A 19,044-nucleotide genomic window follows, 5' to 3' on the forward strand; every position below is an offset into this window, starting at 1 on the left:
CTCGATACTGAAAATCTGGCAGCTCTGCACACTGAGGGCATAGCCATGAGCCGCCAAGCATTTGAGTACCATACCGAATTCACCCCGCTGCATTACCTCGTCCGAACCAAAAAGCTCCTCATTTTCAAGTCCGAAGAGCCTACCACCGAGCCTGACGTTCAAGGTTTTTTGCAGGATCCGGAACATCAACAGCGCCTTTCCCTGCTGGGCCGAGAAGGTTGGGAATTGATCAGTGTTCAACCTGTGGTCAGAGGCGAGGTCAAAGTCGGCAATCAAAATGCCCAAGGCTGGGCCTACGGCATTGCCTTGCCGACGGGCTACCTGCTGTTCTTCAAACGCGCTATTCAAAGCGATTGATAGGCCCGCTATCGCCTGAAGAAATGCTTACGCCCCTGAATATGGTTTTCTTGCGGCGACCATAGAGTGATCACGGCAAGCTGGCATCAACAGGAATGACTAGAGCCCAGCCGTGATCCAGACACTGCGCCTCACCACACGTACTCGCCGACTTGCCTTGACAGGTTTGATCGCACTTTCAGGATGCGGCCTGCCTATATCCCATGCAACGGCCGCTTCGGCTTCCGAGCAGGCGAACCTGGACGTGATGATCCGCCAGTTGAACGCCCTGGAAGACACCGCACGTCGCAGCGCGCAAATCGCTGACGAACCGGGTAAACGCTACTTCTTCGATTACCAGCGCCTGGCGGGCGATATCGCTCGCATCCGCCTCGGTCTGGAGGCTTACCTGACCCCCAGTCGTGCCCAGCCAAGAGATCCCGTCGAACTATCTGGCCAATACACAACAGAAGGACGCAAGCCATGAGTATGAGCGGTGCTCAGGCCTCAGCCTTTCAAGCCGCAGGCGGGTTTCCAGCGTCCTCTAGCTACCTATTTTTCGTTGGCCTCGCCGTGGCGATCATTTTCTTGTGGGGTGCCTGGGCACTCTGGAGCTGTTACCGAGGGTGGGCCACCGGCAACCTTGACCGCACGATCGCCTCGACGTCGGTTGTTCGCATCCTGCTGCTGTGCATGATCCTCACCACTTTCGTCCTCAGTTGACTCTATTGGAGATTCACCATGTCTTTGCTCTCACCCACACGCGGCTTGCTAATCAGCATACTTGCTCTTCCCCAGTTGGCCATGGCAGCCCTGCCCCAGTCTCAGCCCCCTACACGCGGCGAAGGCTCCAACCTGATGCAAACCATGCAGAACTACGCCTTTGACGGCTTTTCTCTGCTCGGTCTCATCATCTGCGCCGTCATTTTCAGCGGGGTAGCCTGGCATGCCTTCGGCACCTACCACGAGATCCAGCATGGCAAGAAAAAATGGATGGACCTGGGCGCAACGGCCGCTGTCGGCGTCGCCATCCTGGGTGTCGCTATTTTTCTAGTCACCAAGGCTACCAATATTCTCTAACGAGCCTCGGCCATGACAGAACTTTCAGACGATGGAACCCTGATTTTCCTTCCCGTGCGGCTGAACAATCAGCCCGTCATCATGGGCGGCCTCACCGCCGATGAGATGTGGGCAACTCTAGCGATCAGTGCAGGTACAGGGCTGGTTGTTGGCGTTCTGGCAGCAATCCTGACCCATATGTGGGCATTGATTATTGCCGCCGCCATGCTATTTGCGATCCTCGGACTGACTCTTGCCAGTCGCTTTTTACGGCGTTGGAAACGCGGTCGACCTGACACTTGGCTATACCGCCAAATGCAACTGAACGTCGCCCGATATTTCCCAACCTGGAACAAAGCCCACCTGATTACACGCACGGGTGCGTGGACCTGCCATCGGGAGGGCGCATGACCTACCGCAAAAAAGTGGATGCACAGCTGGCTCACATCAACAGTCTGCGCCTGGTCATTGGCCTGCTGATTGCGCTGGGCCTGTACATGGCTTATGGCTGGCAGAGCGCGCCGCGCGATTTGACCATCCATGTACCGCCAGACCTTCGCTCAGGCAGCACCCGTCAGTGGTGGGATATACCACCTGAATCGGTGTATGCCTTTGGACTGTACATCTTTCAACAGATGAACCGCTGGCCCTCTGACGGTGAAACCAACTACGAGGACAACATCATTCGCTTGAGCGGCTACCTGACGCCCAGCTGCAAAGCCTATTTGCAGAAAGATTTCGAGCTGCGCCGCAACAGTGGGGAGCTGCGCAAACGCGAGCGCGGCGTCTTCGAGATTCCAGGGCGAGGCATTGACGATAAAGCACAGCAGCATATTGAACAGCACAGCATCAACGACTGGACCGTCAATCTGGATATCACTGCCGATGAACACTATGGCGGAGAGCGCGTAAAACGGGCACTGGCACGTTATCCCTTGCACATCATTCGATCCGACATTGATCCAGAAAAAAACCCTTTTGGACTCGCCTGGGACTGCTACAGCAGCAATCCACAGCGTATCGACGTCTCGTCAGAACCTATGAAACCTGGAGGCAAATGATGATGCGCCGCCTACTGATCATCGGGCTACTGACCCTGATTTTCTGCGGATCTGCCAGCGCCGTCGAAATTCTGCGCTGGGACCGAATCCCACTGGCATTGCCTTTGATCGTCGGTCAGGAGCGCATTGTTTTTGTGGATCAAAATGTTCGAGTCGGCCTGCCTCGTAACCTGGTCGATAAGTTGCGCGTCCAGAGTACAGGTGGTGCCCTCTATCTGCAGGCCAAAGAGCCGATCGATCCAACCCGTTTGCAACTACAAAACATGAGCACCGGCGAGATTATGCTGGTGGATATCATCGCAACAGCAGGGAAAGCCAATCAGGTCGCGTTCGAGCCGGTGAAGATTGTTGCTGGAGAAAGCCCATCGACCCGCTACGGGCAAGTCAGCCCCAAGCCTGCGAGCAATCATGTTGCGGCTCCCTCTCTCCAATCCAGCTCTCCCAATGCAGATGAGGATCCGCCAGCGCCCCGCCGTGAAACCCCACTGCCGGTGGTACTAACACGTTATGCCGCGCAGATGCTGTATGCCCCCTTACGCACCGTCGAGCCTGTGGACGGGATTACCCAGGTCAATCTCAAGCGGGGTCTGAACCTCACGACTCTGTTGCCGACATTGCCGGTCGAAGCTTCTGCTTTGGGCGCGTGGCGATTAGACGAATACTGGATCACGGCGGTGAAACTGCGTAACACCAGCACCCAACACCTTGCCCTCGACCCTCGGGATCTGATGGGTGATTTCATCACCGCGACCTTCCAGCATCCCTACCTCGGTGCCAAGGGTGATGCCAGCGACACCACAACGGTCTACCTAGTGACCCGCAGCCATGGCTTAGCCGAATCGTTGTTGCCGGCAACCGTCAGCCAGATCGATCCGAAGGGTGGTCGCCGTGAAGAATAATCCACTGATTAAATTCCTGGTCATCCCGTTCGCGATTTTGGCGATTTTTGTCGTGATCAAGTTGTTCAGCGGCAAGGGCATAGAGCAACAGGCTCCGGTAACCGACCCTCAAGCCCTCAGTGCGGGTGAGGCAAAAAAGCTGGGGGTTGACGGTGATACCCCCGGCGATACGTTGCGCACCATCGTCGTGGAGAGCCGCCAGCTAAAGGACCAAGTCTCTAATGCGCTGAAGAACAACGATGAGTTGAAGCAACAGAACATTGAGCTGCAAAAGCGCTTGCAAACTATCGACCAAAACGTCGACAGCAAACTACAAAACGTCCAACAAACACTGAAACAAGAGTCACAGCAACAGAGCCAAACCATCCTGGACACGCTGCAGCAGCAGTACAACACCCTGAGCAACAAAGCCGGAAGCATCAGTTCATCTGGGGCTGATTTGCCGATCGGCTTCGGGGTTCAGCCAGGAGATGGGCAAGACTTCAAAGGATCGCCCGGGCTGGACGTTGTATGGATTGAGCCGCAGGACGCAACCCCTGTCGATATCAACGGAAAACCGATTACGGCCGGATCCAATCAAACCGCCTCAGGGTTTAACTTCCCTACATCCTTTGGCGAGTCCGTAGACCGAGGTCAAAATGCTCTGCGCGCCGGAGCCCAAAACGTCGCCAATGATTTTGCGCCCCAGGACGCCCGTAAACAGGTGCGCAAGGTCTACACGCTCCCGCAAAACTCGACCTTGATGGGATCGGTGGCCATGTCCGCGTTGATCGGCCGGGTGCCGATTGACGGTACTGTCAACGACCCCTACCCGTTCAAGGTGCTGATCGGCCCAGACAACCTCACCGCCAATGGTATCGACTTGCCCGACGTCGCAGGCGCGGTGGCCAGCGGAACAGCTTCTGGCGACTGGACCCTATCTTGCGTACGCGGGCAGATCAAAAGCCTGACCTTTGTCTTCAATGACGGCACAGTGCGTACCCTGCCCCAGCCGCAAGAAGAAACAAACGGCAACCAGAATGGTAACAACCAGAACAATGCCAACCAGACCACCATTCAGGGTGGCCTTGGCTGGATCAGCGATGCCTATGGCATTCCCTGCATCAGTGGTGATCGTAAAAGTAACGCCTCCCAATACATCGGCTCTCAGGTACTGATTACCGCTGCCGGCGCCGGTGCAGCTTCGCTGATCAAATCAGACAGCAATGCCAGTACGTTCACCAATACCCAGACCGGGACGGTGGGAAGCATTGGGATGTCCGGCAGTGAGGCCATGGGCAAAATCATCGGCCAGGGCGTCAACGACGTCTCCAGTTGGGTAAACAAACTCTACGGGCAAGCCTTCGCGGCGGTGTACGTGCAACCCGGGGCGAAGGTCGCCGTCCACCTGGACCAACAGCTGACCATCGATTACGAACTCCAAGGCCGCAAGGTCAACTATCGCTCAGGAGCCCGTCATGCCTCGACTGCGCTTGACTAACAACGGCTTAAAACCAGCTGCGTACCTGGCCATCGCCTCTTTCATCATGCTCGCCTCAGGTTGCTCCACCAGCAAGGACGAGCTGCTCCCCCATGGCGACAACACGATGATGGACGTTTGGGATCAAGGCGCCAGTGGTTCAAGCAACAGCACGAGTAGCCGCCAGTTGCTCGATGCACGTCAAGACCTTCGTCGACCTCTGGAGGCGGGGGGAACAGACAACGCCAAATTCACCCGTACTGCTCAAAACGAGATCTACAGCCAGTTTAAGCGCCTGCCCAATCCCGACCTAGTGATGTACGTGTTCCCTCATCTGGCGGGCTCTGATCCAGCACCCATTCCGGGCTACACCACGGTATTCCCCCTGTACCAGCGCGTGCAGTACGCCATGCCTGGCGAACGCACGGAGGCCTATTGATGGGTTTCTTTGAACGATTCAAAACACGACGAGCATCAGGTCGTGTCGAACCCGATCTGTCATCCAGTGTTGCCGAGTCCGTCGACGGACAGGCCTCAGCTACCGAAACTTTTGAAGCCGCAACCGAACGGTATTACGAACGCCTAGCCGCTATGGGCATTCCCTCTCCGAGCGATTGGCGTAACCCAAAGCAAAAACCAGCAACGACCGCTGACGTTGACCGCCTGTACGACGTCAATCCCTCGTTCGTCGACCTTTTGCCCTGGGTGGACTACCTACCGGGGGAAAAAGCCATGCTGCTGGAAGACGGAGTGTCTCGTGCAGCTTTTTTTGAGCTGACACCGATCGGCACAGAAGGTCGAGACCCCGAGTGGTTGCGCAAGGCGCGTGACGCCCTGGAAAACGCTTTGCAGGATTCTTTCGACGAGCTAGAAACCTCTCCGTGGGTTGTGCAGTTGTACGCCCAAGATGAAACCAGCTGGGACAATTACCTGCAGCAGCTGCATGACTACATCCAGCCTCGGGCAGAAGGCACCGCCTTTACCGAGCTTTATCTGCAGTTGATGAAGCAGCACTTGGAAGCTATTTCCAAGCCAGGCGGACTGTTTGAAGACACCAAGGTCAGTCAGTTGCCTTGGAGAGGTCAACAACGCCGTGTCCGGCTGGTTGTCTATCGTCGGACCCAAGGGGCACAAGCGGACGTGCGCGGCCAAGCACCTGGCCCTTACCTGAAAATTATCTGCGATCGCTTGGTGGGTGGCCTGGCTAACGCCGGCATTAAAACCCATCGTATGGATGGCCACGCTATTCGTCACTGGTTGATTCATTGGTTCAACCCACGTCCAGACCATCTCGGCCCTGCCGATGCGGATATCCGTCGCTTCTATGAGCTGGTGTGCAAGGACGTACCGCCGTCAGAAGAAGGTGAGTTGCCACTCGCCAGTGGCACTGACTTCTCGCAGAATCTGTTTTACCGCGAACCGTTTTCGGATACAGAAAAAGGGCTGTGGTACTTCGACGGTCTGCCCCACCGGGTTGTGATGCTCGATCGCCTGCGCGATGCTCCTCAGACAGGACATCTTACGGGTGAGACGCGTAAGGGCGGTGATGCGCTCAACGCGCTGTTCGACAAAATGCCAGAGGACACCATTCTCTGTATCACCCTCGTGATCACGCCGCAGGACATCCTTGAAGGGCATCTGGAACAGTTATCTCGTAAAGCAGTAGGCGACACACAAGCATCGATTCTGACCCGCGAAGACGTCGCCACTGCCCGACAGTTGCTCGGCCGTAAACACAAGCTGTACCGAGGTAGTGTAGCGTTTTACCTGCGTGGCAAAGACGACATACAGCTACAGGAGCGCAGTCTACAACTCAGCAGTGCATTACTGGGTGCGGGCATGGAGCCCGTGGAGCCTCGGGATGAAGTCGCACCACTCAACTCATACCTCAGATGGTTACCTGGCAACTTCGACCCCAATGGGCGCAAAGCACTGGAGTGGTACGCCCAACTGATGTTCGCTCAGCATATTGCGAATCTGGCCCCAGTCTGGGGACGGTCGACCGGAACCGGACATCCCGGTATCACCCTATTTAACCGTGGGGGAGCGCCGATAACCTTCGATCCACTGAACAAGCTGGACCGTCAGATGAACGCGCACCTGTTTATCTTCGGGCCTACGGGCTCAGGTAAGTCCGCCAGCGCAACAAATATCCTTAGTCAGATCGTGGCCATCTATCGGCCGCGACTTTTCATCGTTGAGGCCGGCAACAGTTTTGGCCTGCTGGGAGACTTTGCCAAAAAACTCGGATTGACGGTTAACCGAGTCCGGCTCGCACCTGGATCAGGGGTTAGCTTAGCGCCCTTCGCCGATGCTGAAAAACTCATTGAACCCACCGCAAACGTCAAAACGCTCAAAGCTGATGACCTTGAGGCCTCGGACGAACACCTAGCAAGTCAGACAGAAGACGAACAACGCGACATCCTGGGTGAAATGGAGATTACAGCCAGGCTGATGATCACTGGCGGGGAAGATAAAGAAGATGCGCGCCTTACCCGGGCAGACCGTAGTGCCATCCGCCAATGCATTCTCAATGCAGCTCAAAAATGCGTAGCTGAACAGCGGATCGTGCTCCCCGAAGATATCCGGGAAGCCCTGCGTGAAATGGGGCTAGAACCTGGTATTCCGGCCGCACGTAGCGCACGCTTTTTGGAAATGGCTGAAGCATTGTCCATGTTCTGCATGGGCACCGAAGGCGATATGTTCAACCGTCCTGGTACTCCGTGGCCAGAGGCGGACATCACCATTGTGGACTTGGCCACCTATGCCCGAGAAGGCTACAGCGCACAGATGGCCATCGCCTACATTTCTCTGCTCAACACGGTCAACAACATCGCAGAGCGGGATCAATTCAAAGGCCGCCCCCTGATTTTCTTCACCGACGAAGGCCACATCCAGTTGAAGGTTCCACTGCTGTCCCCTTACTCCGTCAAGATCACCAAAATGTGGCGAAAGCTGGGAGCCTGGTTCTGGATGGCGACCCAAAACGTTGATGACGTGCCACCAGAGGCATCGGCCCTACTCAACATGATCGAGTGGTGGATCTGCTTGAATATGCCGCCTGATGAGGTGGAGAAGATCGCGCGCTTTCGTGAACTGACCCCCGCTCAGAAGTCGATGATGCTGTCCGCACGCAAAGAAAGCGGGAAGTTTACCGAGGGCGTTGTGCTATCCAAAAGCATGGAAATGTTGTTCCGGGTGGTACCGCCTAGTTTGTACCTGGCCCTGGCCATGACAGAACCGGAAGAGAAGAAACAACGCTACGACATCATGCAGGCCGCAGGCTGCAACGAGCTCGACGCGGCCATTGAAGTTGCCGCAACGCTAGACCGCTATCGAGGTATCGAACCTCACATCATCACTTTTCCCGAGCAAGTCACGGCCTTGGAGCGCCACGTATGAGAACACTGAATTCCCTGACCCAGAACCTGATTGAAAGTCTGACCCAGTTGCTTGAAAAGCCCGGTGAGGATGCTTTGCAGACTTTGGAGGTTTGTGCCCCCGTGCTGATAGAGGAGCTGCAACAGGTCTTAGTACGTGCGGTGGACCGTCGTGACATTGAGTCCCAGCTTCAAACAGTGCTAACCAATTGGCTCCAGCAGCACCCACAACCTGAGAACGCTGAGTACGCCCTTTTGGAGGCTCTGCGCAAACAAGCACTACTTTCATCGAAGTCCGCTGAGGCACGGGCATGACACGCCTTCGAAAGCGATGGGTGATGCTAGGGAGTCTTTTGGCAGGTGCGTTAGTGCTGGGCTACGCGGCCCTAGCCTGGGACAAAATACAAACACCACTACATACTGGCCCGTGGCTGTTTGGCCCGCCTGATGCCCGCTGGAGCGTGACCGAATTTGCGGATCTGGAATGTCCGTACTGCAAGACGTATACACCAGAGTTGAAAGCCTGGGTGCGGCAGCAGAAGGAGGTGAACCTGCAGTGGCATCACCTGCCACTGGATTTTCACGGTGCAGCTGCAGTACACGAAGCCAGGCTCGTTGAATGCGTGGGAAAGCTAGGTGGCGCACCGGCCTTCTGGCAAGCCATCGACCAGGTCTTTGAGCGAACTCGCAGCAACGGCCTGGGCTTCAATGGCCAACTGGACGTCAATGGCATTAATCATCAAAACCTGGTGGCCTGTACAGCAAACGACAAACAGGTCGCCCTGCACATTAGCCAACAAACAGAAGAAGCCGTCAAAGCTGGGATCACCGCAACTCCCACCCTACTGATTAGAGACAATACGACCGGCAAGTCTATAAAACTTGAAGGCCCCGCAGATGGTGTGTTGTTGCTTTCCGCCATTGACTGGCTGGCTCAGGGGGGGAGTCGAGAAAAACAGCTGAACTCCCCCACCAATAAGTCCAAGGATTGAGGAAAGTCTCGTCCAGGTACACCACAGCCTAGCCGTCAGACGTTGGGTATAAATGCAGTAGAGGTGCCGGAATTACCGGACGTTTAAAGAGAGTCTTATAAAATGATGAAGTGCGCTCTTGCAGCTCTATGGATTTTTCCTGCTTACTTCGACGGCTTATGTAGAGGGTCTGCACCGATAAAAACTTCCTCAGGTGCGTCGGGCCATTCACGGCGAATAATGTCGAAATCACCACCGTTCCAGAGTCGAAGAAATTGCATACCGTCGTCGTCGCTCAGGGCAAACTGGATGGCGGCGACAGCCGCGTCATTGGCAAGCGGAAAATCGCTATGTGCTGCTCCCCCGGTGGCAGTCTTGCCCATTACGAAGTTGGTGTACGCAACCCCGTTATCGAAGCCAGGAACCACTGCGAGAAGCGACCAGCCAGCAGCCAACCGCTCATTCGCCGAATCTTGATCTCGGACCTGTGCAACCTTTTCAACGTGTTCAAACGACATGGCCAATCCCTCGACGTGACAGACGCCAAATCGCGCCTCTCTATATGGCCTCAGCCCCACAAATGCAGGGCTTGGGCGTTCGTGGTTCCTTTACTACTCTTCACCGAGCCAAGCCCAGTATGACAATCCAAGCTCCATCGTGGCCGCCTCTCCACCTGGCACACCTCGCGCTTTAAGCCGGGATATCTCTTCTTCGATCCAGCGCATAAGTACCGCTCGGCCTTGCGGGCATTCGCCGTAGCCTTCTTCCAAAGCAGCAGCGATTCCTTGAAGCTGTTCGTTATTCATCGCTTATTCCCTTAACTTTCGGCTTTGAAGCCGGTACGGATGCCAAACATCGCACCGAGTGAAATGCTTAGGAAGAACAGGCCAACGACTGCGGGCCTCAAAAGCATGAAGGCTCGGCAGGAAAATAATCACCAGCCCAGCCATAGCGACCAGAAACCCAACCGAGTAGATTGCGCCGAATTTTATTGCCCGATGAGCTTTATCTATACCGAGGATTTCGCTGATGACTCGTAGATCAGTGCCGCGACGTTTTAACCTCACGGCAAGAGCCCTACGGCCTGATTGCGCACTGGCTCCCTCGACTCCAGCCTGATCGAACAGACGGGTATACAAGCGACCGAGCTGGTTCGCGCTGTAGTAGGTTTTACGGCTTGGGACCCCGATCGAGTGGCTTAGGTGCGCGCGCCACTAATCTATGGTCATCATCTTGCCGATCTAGCAGCCAATTAGCAGGTTGCATTGGCCTGACTGCCGGCTTTAATAACTTAGAAGGCACTGAAGGCTTCATCAACACATTAACCGATTGGCATTTGAGCTCAGGGCGACCAACAGGTAGCGGGGTATTCAATTTAGACACCGCTAAAGCAGCAGCCACGTCTACAGAGGCCTTCTCAGATGTTGGGGCGAAAGCTTTAGGATCCATGCTAAATCTCTCAGCCAGAGCGAACGCCATTCTGTGGCTGATCGCTAGTCTGCCGCTGAGCACTTTTGATACAGCCGCCTTGTCGCCAATTTCTGGCAGATCCGAACCTGTGAGCTGCAGTGTTGCCATCAAATCTTTGAGCAACTGCACTGGCGATGTTGTGGCTGTGAAAGACTCGTTGAAGGCCTTGAACTGCCCACCGTCCTGCTCGTAAGCGAGAATAGCGTCCTCAAGCTGGACCAGGATCTGTTCCTCATACTTGTTGAGGTCATGCCCGTCAGTCAACTCATCAAGCAGCACCGAGGCGCGTGCGTAGTCCGCAGCGTCATTAATTCCGTTGACGAACTGACCGCTCAGTTGCTCGAGAAGCATTTGGAGATTTTCGAGCGCTGCGCGCACGGTCTGCGAATTCTCAAGAACAGTGGTCATGGTTTGATTCCTCGTTTGTTGCTGGCATACCACTCTGTAGCCGTGTCGTAGTCAGCATGGGTGTAAATGTGCTTCACATACAGCTTTTGCCGAGCGTAGTTAACACCTGCAATCAGCCTCAGATTGTTCCCACCAATATCAATCACTACCCAACAGTCATCAGCGCGGTATTTGAATAAATCGATCGTGTGACCGAATATATTTTCCAGATCCGTGTAGCTATTAGGCTCTGCCGCCTTCAGTAATCTGTAACATCGTTTAAGCCCGCTCTGATCGTTCGGGTAGCGAATTGCGGCATCTTCAAACCGCTGCTTGAGCAATACGTCCATGGGCGTCCTTAACATTTAAGACTAATAATACTCCGGTTGTTAATTTTGACAACTCATATTTGATCAATGCTCGGCTTTACACCTGGTGCAATGGCGGTCATTACCCCAGAGCGGACGATGGGCGAGTGGATGTGATGGCCGGTGATTTATGGTTCCATTTTCTGATGGGCAAGCCGCCCAACGTCCTATTGACCTCTGAAATACCTCCCCGCTCAAAATCCTATTTTCTACTGCACCCATCACCGTGATCCGGTTTCCTGTACTCGAACTCACTTCAGGTACGGTGCCATGACCGACATCCACACCAACCTCAATCAGTTGCATCGCTGGTCTATCACCCTTTTCCTGCTACTCACGCCTGTGCTCGCCCAGGCCGAAACATGGGTCATTACTGATCAAGGACATCCAGTGTCCGCGCCCTCTGGCACTCGCATCATTCTCGTGGATGAGCAGCAACGCCTTGAAGAAAAACTCTCCCACGAACTGCCCGCAGATCCACGCCAGGCAGAAGCGGCTATTCAGCGCTACTTGGCCAGCCCTGCGGGCAAGCGCCTGCAAAGCGACCTGGCTCAGGCCCAACAAGGAGTCACGGACGCTTGGAGTCTGGGAGTTGAGAAACTCCCGGCCGTAGTCGTTGATCGCCGCTACGTCGTCTATGGAGAGCCAGATGTGGTTAAAGCCGTTGGGTTGATCAATCACGCTAGGAGCCTGTCACGATGATGCGCTCACGCTATGCGTTACGACCACTGTCACTGGCCATCACCTTCAGTTTGTCCTTCAGCGCATCAGCTGCGATCACCTCGGCAACAATCATTGCTTCGACGCTGTCTCCGACGTGTCTGGAATACAAGGTGGTCGGCATTTGCTATTGGCTGCTCTGCACGCCTTTCGGCTGCAAAGTCAAAACCTCAACCAAGGTTCGTCACTACGTGCCGGACGCCGTGGTGTCGGCCTACTCAAATACGGGGGCAAACCCGTGGATTGAAATGTCACCTCTCGGTTCTCCAAATCCTATGGCCCAAGCCGGTAATGACGGCACCACCAACCACGTCGCCGAAAACAACATCATCAAGTTCAAGGAAGCCGACGTGATCGGCCATCCTGGTGGTGCGGCACTGAGTCAGTTCGCCAGCGCCTCCGGCTATGTGTGCAAAGGCGCAACCTTACCGCTTGTGCCTTACTTCCTCAGCACCCTTGACCCCATTGCGTGGAGATACGGCGTGCCCGAGGCCGTATACCCCGAAGCACTTATCCCTGGAATGCGTGAGGTCGGTAGCCTGCTCACTGCCAGTAGCTGGGGGAACGTCTATCCGCGAAGTGGCTTTCTCAATCAGACCGACGACTACAAGACCGGCGCCGTCATTGCACAGCGCGCCGGTGACGTGACCACCCGCCTCGGCCAGGTTCACGTCTATCTACCGATGCTTGCCCTCCCCCAGCCCGGTTACTGGCCAGCGGGCGCGCTGCGCGAAGGCGATGCCTCCACCGGAAAATGGCAGGAATTAACCCCGGTCCTCAACCCGACCTGCGCAACCTTTCCAACCATCACACCCAATATCGATGCCCAGGACGGCGGATACGCCTGGGCGCTCTGGCGTCCGTATTCATGTTGCCAACGTCGCGGCCAGACCTTCCTGGGCAGTACGGACTTCCAATGAACTTCAGTGATCGGAGCACCACATGAAACTCACCCCCTTGGCGATCTGCCTCATCTTCTGTTTCAGCAGCGCAGTAGTGCATGCGGCTGACCCAATCAACGTCTCGTCCTCTGGCAGCGTCATCGGTGACGACGTGCTCTACAACATTGGGGGAGGCAATGCTGTAACGATGGGCAGCGCTGGCAACATGGACAGTATTTCCGTAGGGGGCGGCTGGAACAACAATCTGGTCTGCGGAAACATGAGTATGAGTAACACTCTTCAAAACCAGTTGAATGGTGCCACCTCTGGTTTCCAGAACATCATGAGCACGGTCGTACAGAATGCGACCAGCGCCGTAGCTTCGCTGCCCGCCTTAATTCTTCAACGTGCCAACCCGGCGCTGTACAACCTGATTACCAACGGCATCTTGCAGGCCCGCTTGGACTTTGACCGGTCCAAAGGTACTTGTCGGGCAATTGGCGAAAAAATGGCGGACATCGCCGGCAACCAAATGGGCTGGGGCAAGCTCGCTGAGGGCCAGGCCATGAGCCAGACACTGGCATCCAATACCGACGCAGTATCAGCAATAGAGCAGGTCGAAAAGAAAGGTGGCAACGATGGCGTCACCTGGGTTGGGGGTGATCGAGCAGGAGGTTCCGGGCAGAAGCCAATCCGTATTGTGGGTGACGTCACCAAAGCGGGTTACAACCTACTGAACAAACGCGCGGCCGGCGACACCGGCTCGATCAGCAAGGACAGCTGCAACAACGGCATGGTCTGCAATGTCTGGTCATCGCCCCAGGAAGCCACCACCTTCGCCAATCGTGTACTGGGGGAACAGCAACAGCAGACCTGTGACAGCTGCCCTAAAACGGTGACAGCAGCAGGCGTCGGTCTGACGCCACTGATCCAGGAAACGTACGACACCAAGCTAAAGGCGCTACAGGAACTACTGACCGGAGGCAAAACCTTGTCGGTGGAAAATCTTGAAGCTGCGAGTAGTAACTCATTGCCAATCACCCGGGGCGTAATAGCCGCCCTGAAGGACGAGCGTGATCAGGACGTACTCGCCCGTCGACTCGCCTCAGAAGTCGCGCTGTCCGATGTGCTGGAGAAAGCCTTGACCTTACAGCGCACACTGATGGCGGGTAGCCGGGAGCCGAACGTTGCGGCGAATGACCTCGCCGTCCAGGCAGTAGGTCAGCAAAGCTCCTCGCTGCAACAGGAAATTGGCAATCTGAAGATGGAGCTTGATATGCGTCAACAGCTCGCGAAGAACTCTCCCCTGACCATCATTGAGCGCGGCAAAGCTCGGGCCGAAGACTCTCGCGGCGTGTTTCCAGGAGACCCAGAAACGGATCGTCTGAATCAGTTGCAATCACCGGCCAAGAGCAAACAGTGAGGTGTAGGCCATGACCGATATTCAAGATCCTGTCGCCACCCCCAACCGCTCACTGACTCGGCGATTCGGACGGGGCATTCTAGTTGTTCTAGGCACTCTACTAGCCGCTACAGCACTCGTGGTGTTACTCAACGTCGTCTTGATGAGCATGTTCGACAGTGCTGAGCAATGGCAAGCATGGCGTGTCGACAACTACTGGCCGCTCTTCACCTGGCGACTGATGCTTTATATCGCACTGACGGTTGCCTGGCTCAAGCTCAAGGCTCGTTTGCCGCAATCGAGGCGCAAAGGCCTGTTGAAGATCGAGGTCATGGTGGTTTTATTGTTTGCCATGGTTGAGATGAGCAAAGTGCTGTATCAGGCAGGAGGTGTCCAGTGACGCTCTACACCAATGACTATCTGGAGTACTACCTCACGCTGGTCGGCTGGATCATCAACAACGGCATCTGGGACATGATTTCAGATACCGGCCTGTTCGCCCTGCCCTTCTGCATAATCGTGATTCGAGAATGGCTCAAGGTCCGTGGTGAAGGGGCTGATGAGGGTAACAAAGGCGTGCTGTCACTGGCCCGAATCGAGACCAACATCTATGTTGGCTACGTCGTCGTCGCATTCTTCGCAGTCCCTGCCGTCAATGTGAGCTTCGATACCTTGGCGTTCGATCAAAGTAGAGCCCAGCAATGCCAGTACAACTTACCCAAACCAGCTGACACGGGCTGGAACACGACATTTAGCTCTTTGGCTGGAAAGAGTGCGCAGATGCCAATGTGGTGGGCATTTATGCATGCGTTGTCAAAAGGGTTGACCAGCGGGGCGGTCGCAGCCATCCCTTGCGGGACCGACCTGCGACAAATGCGAATGGACGTAAACAACACCAAGATCAATAACCCATTGCTGGCACAGGAAATCGGCGACTTTACTCATGACTGTTATGGACCTTCACGCGCCCGCCTCTTCATGCGTCAACCAGACATGGGCACGAAAGCCAATGATCCCCATTTCTTGCAGGATCTTAGTTGGATCGGCTCCCACTTCTTGCTGAACACTTCGGGCTACTACGACACGGACTACTCCAAGACACCCAGAACGTCCTGGCCATACAACGCTTCGCGTGATGTGGGGTTGCCACAAGTGAGCGGAGGTGGAGGATATCCAACGTGTAAACAATGGTGGTCCGATAGCGGAGTAGGCTTACGAGATCGTATCAAAGATCAAGTCTCACCTGACCTCATGACAAAAATGCTCGGTTGGGCGAAGTGGCTGTCCCAGGACGAAGTGACCGACTCGCTTGTTCGGCAACTGGTCTCGCCGTCGAACCAGGTGAAAGGAGATGTTTATACAGACTACGGTGGGCAAATAAACGGGACGGTGTGGAATGGCGCAGCTCGCGCAGCCGGCACTCTTGGAGTTGCGCTGGGATCCATGGCCTACTTCCCGGCTATGGACATGGTTCGTCAGGCCTTACCAATGGTTATGGCGTTTTTGAAGATGGCGATGGTGATTTGCATCCCGCTTGTACTGATCGTCGGCGCTTATCAGTTGAAAGTAGCCATGACCATGACAGTGGTTTTTTTTGCGCTGATCTTCGTGGACTTTTGGTTTCAACTGGCACGGTGGGTAGATACAACTATCTTGGACGCCCTGTATGGAGCAGGCTCACCCCATTTGTCATTTGACCCTGTCATGGGATTGAACGCTACGACTCAGGATGCAATCCTGAACTTCGTGATGGGTTCGATGTTTATCATCCTGCCTTTGTTCTGGATAGGTGCACTTGGGTGGGCGGGTATTAGCGCCGGGAATGCGCTGGAGGGTCTATCGAGAGGTACTAATTCTGTAGAAAAAGCTGGGGCCGAGGGTGGTGAGTTTGCTAAAAGCAAAATCAAATAACTCGGCCATTACGCTGCTTTTCAGCTTCAGAGTGTCAAATCCTATGAAGATAATTAGTTTAAAAAATTATCTTCATATTTTGCGTGAAACAATGGATTATTTTGATTCCCTAGAGAGTATGGATCATTGTCATATTCAGATTGGAAGGGCTTATATACATTCGTAGATACCACAGCCGGACGAGGGCCTCCCCCTAAGACAACCGCTAGCAAAATTAGACCAATGGTTAAAGCCGCAATGACGGCATGAGCCAACCATACCCAGGAATATACAGCCAATGCGATTAGGGCAAGACGTTTGACCCACCGTAAAGTGCGGTTCTCGCTGCACCAAACGGCGCGCACCGCACGACCAAGGCTATAGCCCAAGCGGCTTGCAACGGTCTGTGAGGTGTTCACGGTCATCATGCTTCTCCTGGCCAACCTTAAACTGGAGGCGCTTTGACATTATTTATAATCCTGATTTCACGCCGCCGCAAGACCAATGGATAAACGGATGCTCCGTCATGCGTTCGCGGACGCCCTAATCCCGGCCACCGCAAAATGGCCCAAAAGGGTAAATGGTCTCTAAAAGCGAATGGAATGGTTCACAAGGGTAAAAGCCCTACCCGAAAGGGCTTGCTACGCAAAAAGGTCGTCGCCCTCACCTGCAGTTAGTCGCAACTCCTGGAGCGACACTCAATAAAAAAGGGTTCGGAACCTAGTCGTGCAACTGTTCTGCGCAGGCGAAGTCACCTAAAGCGTCACACTGATGGCGTAACGCCTCTCGAATACCCTAACGCAGCCGGTGACCTTTTCCCATTGAAGTAAACCCACCAAATAGCGGAAAAGCCAGTCCATGATTCATTGATGGAGCTGGTGATGTTCTCATTTTTCCGCCGCAGCAAAACCTTACCTGCTGCTGCCCCTTCACCAAACGGTTTTCTGAAGCCTGCCCAGGGACAGGATTTGCTGGCGACCCCACGGCGTCAAAAATTGCTGGAGAACATCTGGCAGCGTGCTTCGTTATCGCGCTCACAGTTTGTGGAGCTCTATCGGCGCCCACTGGAGCGCTACGCAGAGTTGGTCCAGCAGCTCCCTGCTTCGCAAAACCACCATCATGCACACCCTGGCGGCATGCTGGATCACGGGCTTGAAATCGTCGCCTATGCCTTGAAAATTCGACAGAGCTACCTGCTTCCTATAGGCGCACCGCCGGAGTCTCAATCAGCACAGGCTGAGGCCTGGACTGCCGCTGCGGCTTATGGCGCTCTGATACACGACCTCGGCAAGATCGCCGTCGACGTGCACGTCGAGCTGGCAGGAGGTAAAACCTGGCACCCGTGGCACGGCCCAATCGATCGTCCCTATCGATTCCGCTACGTGAAAGGACGAAATTACCAACTTCACGGAGCCGCTGCCGCACTGATCTACGCGCAGATCCTGTCCTCAGAAATCTTAGATTGGCTCAGTAATTTCCCCGAAGTGTGGTCGCAGTTAATCTTCATTTTGGCTGGTCAGTACGAACATGCCGGCATTTTGGGCGAGATCGTGGTCAAGGCCGATCAGGCGTCCGTCGCTCAGGAACTCGGAGGAAATCCAGCCCGCGCGCTGTCCGCGCCCAAACAGTCTTTGCAGCGCCAATTGGCAGATGGGTTGCGTCACCTGGTCCGAGATACATTCAAACTGAATCAACCCGATGGACCGTCAGATGGATGGCTGACACAGGATGCTCTTTGGCTGGTTAGCAAGCCTATTGCTGATCAATTGCGAGCCTATTTGCTGACCCAAGGCGTTGAGGGTGTACCCAGTTCGAATGCACCTTTCTTCAACATGCTGCAAGATCAGGGGGTGATCCAAACCAATGCCCAGGACAAGGCCATCTGGAGAGCCACGATCGACAACGGTCGCGGCTGGAGAAATACCTTCACCCTGCTCAAGCTCTCACCTGCACTGATCTGGAATGACCCAAATGACCGACCTACAGCTTACACAGGCACTCTTGAGGTAGAAGCCGGCAATCCGGCAGAAGAGCCCTCGACAGAAAACCCTATCGCTGCACCAGCGAAAACCTCGCCTCTAAACGCTGAACCTAATGCTGCTCCAGCAGTTTTAGCGCCGGCAGAGTTATCACCCTTTGAAACTCAGCAGCACCCTTCGAACAATCCTGCCGAATTTGACGCACTACTGGCACTCCTTGGTAATATCAATGAGCCATTAGAAGACGCCAAAAACAATCAGGTCTCAGCGGCACACACCGCGCCCCCGAAACTGGATGACATCCAGCCTTCCCAAACCTCCGACCAAGGAGGTGCGCCTCATGCAACTGTCGAAGAAGTCGCTCCGATGCCTAGCAATAACACCGAGCTCGGCCAGGGATTTGTTGAATGGCTTAAAAAAGGCATCGCATCCCGCAGCATCATTATCAACGACACCAAAGCACTGGTTCATACCGTAGCCGGGACCGCCATGCTGGTGACGCCGGGAATATTCAAGCGCTACGTCCTTGAGTTCCCACACATTGAACAGCAAGCCAAAGCCCAGCAAGTAAACGCTTGGCAGTTGGTCCAGCGCAGTTTCGAGAAGCAGAAACTTCATCGCAAAACCCAGAAAAGCCTGAATATCTGGAACTGCGACGTTATCGGCCCCCGCAAATCGAAGCAGCTCAAGGGCTACTTACTACTGAACCCCCTTACGATTTTCTCAGAAGTCCCCTTCGACAACCTCAGCTTGTCGCTTAGATCAGAATTAACGGAGTAAAT

At 54.9% G+C, this 19,044-nt stretch carries 23 protein-coding genes; 18 read left to right on the forward strand and 5 right to left on the reverse strand.

Annotated elements, in window-relative coordinates; genetic code table 11:
• Window positions 1–45 precede the first annotated feature (45 nt).
• The 12 genes from ATY02_RS28400 (at window position 46) to ATY02_RS28455 (ending at window position 9,186) form a co-directional block, all read left to right on the forward strand.
• Complete coding sequence (locus tag ATY02_RS28400) at window positions 46–357, forward strand: hypothetical protein (protein WP_068585329.1); 312 nt, start codon at window positions 46–48, stop codon at window positions 355–357.
• Window positions 358–514: 157 nt separating this feature from the next.
• Entirely contained in the window at window positions 515–823 is a 309-nt protein-coding gene (locus ATY02_RS28405; RefSeq protein WP_228022330.1) for an RAQPRD family integrative conjugative element protein, read from the forward strand.
• Complete coding sequence (locus ATY02_RS28410; protein ID WP_068585323.1) at window positions 820–1,059, forward strand: TIGR03758 family integrating conjugative element protein; 240 nt, start codon at window positions 820–822, stop codon at window positions 1,057–1,059. Before ATY02_RS28405 ends, ATY02_RS28410 begins: the two co-directional genes overlap by 4 nt.
• An 18-nt stretch (window positions 1,060–1,077) precedes the next feature.
• Entirely contained in the window at window positions 1,078–1,416 is a 339-nt protein-coding gene (locus tag ATY02_RS28415) for a TIGR03745 family integrating conjugative element membrane protein (RefSeq protein ID WP_068585320.1), read from the forward strand.
• Between the two features lie 12 nt (window positions 1,417–1,428).
• Entirely contained in the window at window positions 1,429–1,806 is a 378-nt protein-coding gene (locus ATY02_RS28420) for a TIGR03750 family conjugal transfer protein (RefSeq protein ID WP_068585317.1), read from the forward strand.
• Window positions 1,803–2,456, forward strand: coding sequence for a PFL_4703 family integrating conjugative element protein (locus ATY02_RS28425; protein WP_068585316.1), 654 nt, complete (start codon window positions 1,803–1,805; stop codon window positions 2,454–2,456). The genes ATY02_RS28420 and ATY02_RS28425 overlap by 4 nt, the downstream gene beginning before the upstream one ends.
• Complete coding sequence (locus ATY02_RS28430; RefSeq protein WP_068585313.1) at window positions 2,456–3,355, forward strand: TIGR03749 family integrating conjugative element protein; 900 nt, start codon at window positions 2,456–2,458, stop codon at window positions 3,353–3,355. The genes ATY02_RS28425 and ATY02_RS28430 overlap by 1 nt, the downstream gene beginning before the upstream one ends.
• Complete coding sequence (locus ATY02_RS28435; protein WP_068585399.1) at window positions 3,345–4,835, forward strand: TIGR03752 family integrating conjugative element protein; 1,491 nt, start codon at window positions 3,345–3,347, stop codon at window positions 4,833–4,835. Before ATY02_RS28430 ends, ATY02_RS28435 begins: the two co-directional genes overlap by 11 nt.
• Before the next feature lie 46 nt (window positions 4,836–4,881).
• Window positions 4,882–5,253 (forward strand): TIGR03751 family conjugal transfer lipoprotein, encoded by a 372-nt coding sequence (locus ATY02_RS28440; RefSeq protein ID WP_416220696.1) that lies wholly within the window; start codon window positions 4,882–4,884, stop codon window positions 5,251–5,253.
• On the forward strand, window positions 5,253–8,216 hold the full coding sequence (locus ATY02_RS28445; protein ID WP_068585308.1) for a conjugative transfer ATPase: 2,964 nt from the start codon (window positions 5,253–5,255) through the stop codon (window positions 8,214–8,216). The genes ATY02_RS28440 and ATY02_RS28445 overlap by 1 nt, the downstream gene beginning before the upstream one ends.
• Window positions 8,213–8,509: a hypothetical protein gene (locus tag ATY02_RS28450; protein ID WP_068585304.1), complete on the forward strand. Its 297-nt coding sequence runs from the start codon at window positions 8,213–8,215 to the stop codon at window positions 8,507–8,509. The genes ATY02_RS28445 and ATY02_RS28450 overlap by 4 nt, the downstream gene beginning before the upstream one ends.
• Window positions 8,506–9,186: a DsbA family protein gene (locus tag ATY02_RS28455; protein WP_068585301.1), complete on the forward strand. Its 681-nt coding sequence runs from the start codon at window positions 8,506–8,508 to the stop codon at window positions 9,184–9,186. The genes ATY02_RS28450 and ATY02_RS28455 overlap by 4 nt, the downstream gene beginning before the upstream one ends.
• A 143-nt stretch (window positions 9,187–9,329) precedes the next feature.
• On the opposite strand, the gene ATY02_RS28460 is transcribed toward ATY02_RS28455, so the two are convergent.
• The 4 genes from ATY02_RS28460 to ATY02_RS28475 form a co-directional block, all read right to left on the reverse strand.
• Entirely contained in the window at window positions 9,330–9,683 is a 354-nt protein-coding gene (locus ATY02_RS28460) for a hypothetical protein (RefSeq protein WP_068585299.1), read from the reverse strand.
• A 93-nt stretch (window positions 9,684–9,776) separates the two neighbouring features.
• The gene (locus ATY02_RS28465; protein ID WP_068585295.1) at window positions 9,777–9,971 is read right to left on the reverse strand and encodes a hypothetical protein; all 195 of its coding nucleotides are present in this window, start codon (window positions 9,969–9,971) and stop codon (window positions 9,777–9,779) included.
• A gap of 364 nt (window positions 9,972–10,335) precedes the next feature.
• On the reverse strand, window positions 10,336–11,043 hold the full coding sequence (locus ATY02_RS36240) for a helix-turn-helix domain-containing protein (protein ID WP_228022230.1): 708 nt from the start codon (window positions 11,041–11,043) through the stop codon (window positions 10,336–10,338).
• Entirely contained in the window at window positions 11,040–11,372 is a 333-nt protein-coding gene (locus ATY02_RS28475; RefSeq protein ID WP_068585291.1) for a type II toxin-antitoxin system HigB family toxin, read from the reverse strand. Before ATY02_RS28475 ends, ATY02_RS36240 begins: the two co-directional genes overlap by 4 nt.
• A 288-nt stretch (window positions 11,373–11,660) precedes the next feature.
• On the opposite strand from ATY02_RS28475, the gene ATY02_RS28480 reads away from it, so the two are divergent.
• Genes ATY02_RS28480 through ATY02_RS28500 form a run of 5 tightly spaced genes read left to right on the forward strand, consistent with a single transcriptional unit; the run spans window position 11,661 to window position 16,304 of the window.
• Window positions 11,661–12,092: a TIGR03757 family integrating conjugative element protein gene (locus ATY02_RS28480; protein ID WP_083236058.1), complete on the forward strand. Its 432-nt coding sequence runs from the start codon at window positions 11,661–11,663 to the stop codon at window positions 12,090–12,092.
• Window positions 12,089–13,030 carry a TIGR03756 family integrating conjugative element protein gene (locus tag ATY02_RS28485; protein WP_068585286.1) on the forward strand — a complete coding sequence of 314 codons (942 nt, stop codon included), beginning with the start codon at window positions 12,089–12,091 and terminating at the stop codon, window positions 13,028–13,030. The genes ATY02_RS28480 and ATY02_RS28485 overlap by 4 nt, the downstream gene beginning before the upstream one ends.
• A 22-nt stretch (window positions 13,031–13,052) precedes the next feature.
• Window positions 13,053–14,414 carry an integrating conjugative element protein gene (locus ATY02_RS28490; protein WP_068585284.1) on the forward strand — a complete coding sequence of 454 codons (1,362 nt, stop codon included), beginning with the start codon at window positions 13,053–13,055 and terminating at the stop codon, window positions 14,412–14,414.
• A 10-nt stretch (window positions 14,415–14,424) separates the two neighbouring features.
• The gene (locus tag ATY02_RS28495; protein ID WP_068585281.1) at window positions 14,425–14,793 is read left to right on the forward strand and encodes a hypothetical protein; all 369 of its coding nucleotides are present in this window, start codon (window positions 14,425–14,427) and stop codon (window positions 14,791–14,793) included.
• A complete protein-coding gene (locus ATY02_RS28500; protein WP_068585278.1) occupies window positions 14,790–16,304 on the forward strand; it encodes a conjugal transfer protein TraG N-terminal domain-containing protein in 1,515 nt (504 codons plus the stop codon). The genes ATY02_RS28495 and ATY02_RS28500 overlap by 4 nt, the downstream gene beginning before the upstream one ends.
• Window positions 16,305–16,357: 53 nt before the next feature.
• Here ATY02_RS28500 and ATY02_RS28505 read toward each other — a convergent pair whose 3' ends face one another.
• On the reverse strand, window positions 16,358–16,711 hold the full coding sequence (locus tag ATY02_RS28505) for a hypothetical protein (protein ID WP_141698186.1): 354 nt from the start codon (window positions 16,709–16,711) through the stop codon (window positions 16,358–16,360).
• Between the two features lie 453 nt (window positions 16,712–17,164).
• Between ATY02_RS28505 and mobH the strand changes: the two genes are divergently transcribed.
• A complete protein-coding gene (gene mobH / locus ATY02_RS28510; RefSeq protein WP_141698189.1) occupies window positions 17,165–19,042 on the forward strand; it encodes a MobH family relaxase in 1,878 nt (625 codons plus the stop codon).
• Window positions 19,043–19,044: the final 2 nt, after the last annotated feature.

Origin of the sequence: Pseudomonas sp. BIOMIG1BAC, assembly GCF_001705995.2 — a bacterium.
Taxonomy (GTDB): domain Bacteria; phylum Pseudomonadota; class Gammaproteobacteria; order Pseudomonadales; family Pseudomonadaceae; genus Aquipseudomonas; species Aquipseudomonas sessilinigenes.